Here is a 3289-nt window from a genome sequence, read left to right as displayed (position 1 = left end):
TCCGCCACTCGTTCGCGACGGCCTTGCTCCGCAGCGGTTACGACATTCGAACCGTGCAGGATCTGCTCGGCCATTCCGACGTCTCTACGACGATGATTTACACGCATGTGCTGAAAGTTGGCGGTGCCGGAGTGCGCTCACCGCTTGATGCGCTGCCGCCCCTCACTAGTGAGAGGTAGGGCAGCGCAAGTCAATCCTGGCGGATTCACTACCCCTGCGCGAAGGCCATCGGTGCCGCATCGAACGGCCGGTTGCGGAAAGTCCTCCCTGCGTCCGCTGATGGCCGGCAGCAGCCCGTCGTTGCCTGATGGATCCAACCCCTCCGCTGCTATAGTGCAGTCGGCTTCTGACGTTCAGTGCAGCCGTCTTCTGAAAACGACAAGTCCCCTGCACGATGCTGTCTTGCGCCGTCACTTTACTAACCATAAACACCCTTTGTATGCCTTAGACAGAATTACGGGTTAAGTGACAATTTTTGACGACCGGCACGTTCTGGCTCACACTGTCACATAATCGAACGTTTGTGATACATGCTGATCGGATATGCCCGCGTCTCCAAAGCCGATGGCTCGCAGTCTCTCGACCTGCAGCACGACGCCTTGCGCGCCGCAGGTGTCGAACGGGACAATATCTATGATGATCTTGCTTCCGGCGGTCGTGATGATCGCCCTGGTTTGACCGCTTGCCTCAAGTCATTGCGTGACGGCGATGTGCTGGTGGTCTGGAAGCTCGATCGCCTCGGACGATCGCTTGCCCATCTGGTCAACACGGTGAAGGAGCTGTCAGACCGCAAGATCGGCCTGCGGGTTCTGACTGAAAAGGGCGCTCAGATCGACACCACGACTGCGTCCGGTCGCATGGTGTTCGGAATCTTCGCCACCTTGGCTGAGTTCGAGCGGGATCTGATCCGAGAGCGCACCATGGCGGGTCTCGCCTCCGCGAGAGCGCGCGGTCGCAAGGGCGGACGAAAATTCGCGCTCACCAAAGCTCAGGTGCGTCTCGCGCAAGCCGCCATGGCCCAGCGCGATACTTCAGTTTCCGATCTCTGCAAGGAACTTGGCATCGAGCGCGTCACTCTCTACCGGTACGTCGGCCCCAAAGGCGAGCTCAGAGACCATGGAAAGCATGTTCTTGGCCTTGCATAGCAACTCTTTTCTTTTCGCAGGTTGAGCCACCTCCGCGCCTCATCAGCAAACTGAAGGAACCTCCATTGAATCGGACTTATATTTTTTTGGGTGAATCGCATTCTGACTGGTTGCCTGTCAGAGGCGGAGAATCCGGTGATTTTGTTTTTCGACGTGGTGACGGGCATGCCTTCGCGAAAATCGCACCTGCTTCCCGTCGCGGTGAGCTCGCTGGAGAGCGTGACCGCCTCATTTGGCTCAAAGGTCGAGGTGTGGCTTGCCCCGAGGTAATCAACTGGCAGGAGGAACAGGAGGGCGCATGCCTAGTGATAACGGCAATTCCGGGAGTACCGGCGGCGGATCTGTCTGGAGCAGATTTGCTCAAAGCGTGGCCGTCAATGGGGCAGCAACTTGGGGCTGTTCACAGCCTATCGGTTGATCAATGTCCGTTTGAGCGCAGGCTGTCGCGAATGATCGGACGCGCCGTTGATGTGGTGTCCCGCAATGCCGTCAATCCCGACTTCTTACCTGACGAGGACAAGAGTACGCCGCAGCTCGATCTTTTGGCTCGTGTCGAACGAGAGCTACCGGTGCGGCTCGACCAAGAGCGCACCGATATGGTTGTTTGCCATGGTGATCCCTGCATGCCGAACTTCATGGTAGACCCTAGAACTCTTCAATGTACGGGTCTGATCGACCTTGGGCGGCTCGGAACAGCAGATCGCTATGCCGATTTGGCACTCATGATTGCTAACGCCGAAGAGAACTGGGCAGCGCCAGATGAAGCAGAGCGCGCCTTCGCTGTCCTATTCAATGTATTGGGGATCGAAGCCCCCGACCGCGAACGCCTTGCCTTCTATCTGCGATTGGACCCTCTTACTTGGGGTTGATGTTCATGCCGCCTGTTTTTCCTGCTCATTGGCACGTTTCCCAACCTGTTCTCATTGCGGACACCTTTTCCAGCCTCGTTTGGAAAGTTTTTTTGCCAGACGGGACTCCTGCAATCGTCAAAGGATTGAAACCTATAGAAGACATTGCTGATGAACTGCGCGGGGCCGACTATCTGGTATGGCGCAGTGGGAGGGGAGCAGTCCGGTTGCTCGGTCGTGAGAACAATCTGATGTTGCTCGAATATGCCGGGGAGCGAATGCTCTCTCACATCGTTGCCGAGCACGGCGACTACCAGGCGACCGAAATTGCAGCGGAACTGATGGCGAAGCTGTATGCCGCATCTGAGGAACCCCTGCCTTCTGCTCTTCTCCCGATCCGGGAGCGCTTTGCAGCTTTGTTTCAGCGGGCGCGTGACGATCAAAACGCAGGTCGTCAAACTGACTACGTCCACGCGGCGATTATAGCCGATCAAATGATGAGCAATGCCTCGGAACTGCGTGGGCTACATGGCGATCTGCATCATGAAAATATCATGTTCTCCAGTCGCGGCTGGCTGGTGATAGATCCAGTCGGTCTGGTCGGTGAAGTGGGCTTTGGCGCCGCCAATATGTTCTACGATCCGGCTGACAGAGACGACCTTTGTCTCGATCCTAGACGCATTGCACAGATGGCGGACGCATTCTCTCGTGCGCTGGACGTCGATCCGCGTCGGCTGCTCGACCAGGCGTACGCTTACGGGTGTCTTTCCGCGGCTTGGAACGCGGATGGAGAAGAGGAGCAACGCGATCTAGCTATCGCGGCCGCAATCAAGCACGTGCGACAGACGTCATACTAGATATCAAGCGACTTCTCCTATCCCCTGGGAACACATCAATCTTACCGGAGAATATCGTTGGCCAAAGCCTTAGCGTAGGATTTCGCCCCCTCCCGCAAACGACCCCTATAGCAGCGGAGGGGTTGGATCCATCAGGCAACGACGGGCTGCTGCCGGCCATCAGCGGACGCAGGGAGGACTTTCCGCAACCGGCCGTTCGATGCGGCACCGATGGCCTTCGCGCAGGGGTAGTGAATCCGCCAGGATTGACTTGCGCTGCCCTACCTCTCACTAGTGAGGGGCGGCAGCGCATCAAGCGGTGAGCGCACTCCGGCACCGCCAACTTTCAGCACATGCGTGTAAATCATCGTCGTAGAGACGTCGGAATGGCCGAGCAGATCCTGCACGGTTCGAATGTCGTAACCGCTGCGGAGCAAGGCCGTCGCGAACGAGTGGCGGA

Annotated in this window: 5 protein-coding genes; 4 read left to right on the top strand and 1 reads right to left on the bottom strand. The window is 57.6% G+C overall.

The window, feature by feature from the left end; genetic code table 11:
* The 4 genes from C7H09_RS00740 to C7H09_RS00720 all read left to right on the top strand — a co-directional run.
* Positions 1-179, top strand: a 179-nt coding sequence (locus tag C7H09_RS00740; RefSeq protein ID WP_072194358.1) for a tyrosine-type recombinase/integrase, incomplete at its 5' end; no start/stop codon positions are given.
* Between the two features lie 351 nt (positions 180-530).
* Entirely contained in the window at positions 531-1145 is a 615-nt protein-coding gene (locus tag C7H09_RS00730; RefSeq protein WP_099593669.1) for a recombinase family protein, read from the top strand.
* Positions 1146-1210: 65 nt separating this feature from the next.
* Positions 1211-2014 (top strand): aminoglycoside O-phosphotransferase APH(3'')-Ib, encoded by an 804-nt coding sequence (gene aph(3'')-Ib, locus C7H09_RS00725; protein WP_025464697.1) that lies wholly within the window; start codon positions 1211-1213, stop codon positions 2012-2014.
* Complete coding sequence (locus C7H09_RS00720) at positions 2014-2850, top strand: APH(6)-I family aminoglycoside O-phosphotransferase (RefSeq protein ID WP_000480959.1); 837 nt, start codon at positions 2014-2016, stop codon at positions 2848-2850. The genes aph(3'')-Ib and C7H09_RS00720 overlap by 1 nt, the downstream gene beginning before the upstream one ends.
* Before the next feature lie 260 nt (positions 2851-3110).
* On the opposite strand, the gene C7H09_RS00710 is transcribed toward C7H09_RS00720, so the two are convergent.
* Positions 3111-3289, bottom strand: a 179-nt coding sequence (locus C7H09_RS00710) for a tyrosine-type recombinase/integrase (RefSeq protein WP_072194358.1), incomplete at its 5' end; no start/stop codon positions are given.

The organism is Marinobacter fuscus (assembly GCF_003007675.1).
Classification (GTDB): Bacteria; Pseudomonadota; Gammaproteobacteria; order Pseudomonadales; family Oleiphilaceae; genus Marinobacter; species Marinobacter fuscus.
The sequence above is the reverse complement of the archived record's forward strand: the minus strand, read 5'-3'. Positions and strand labels throughout refer to the sequence as shown.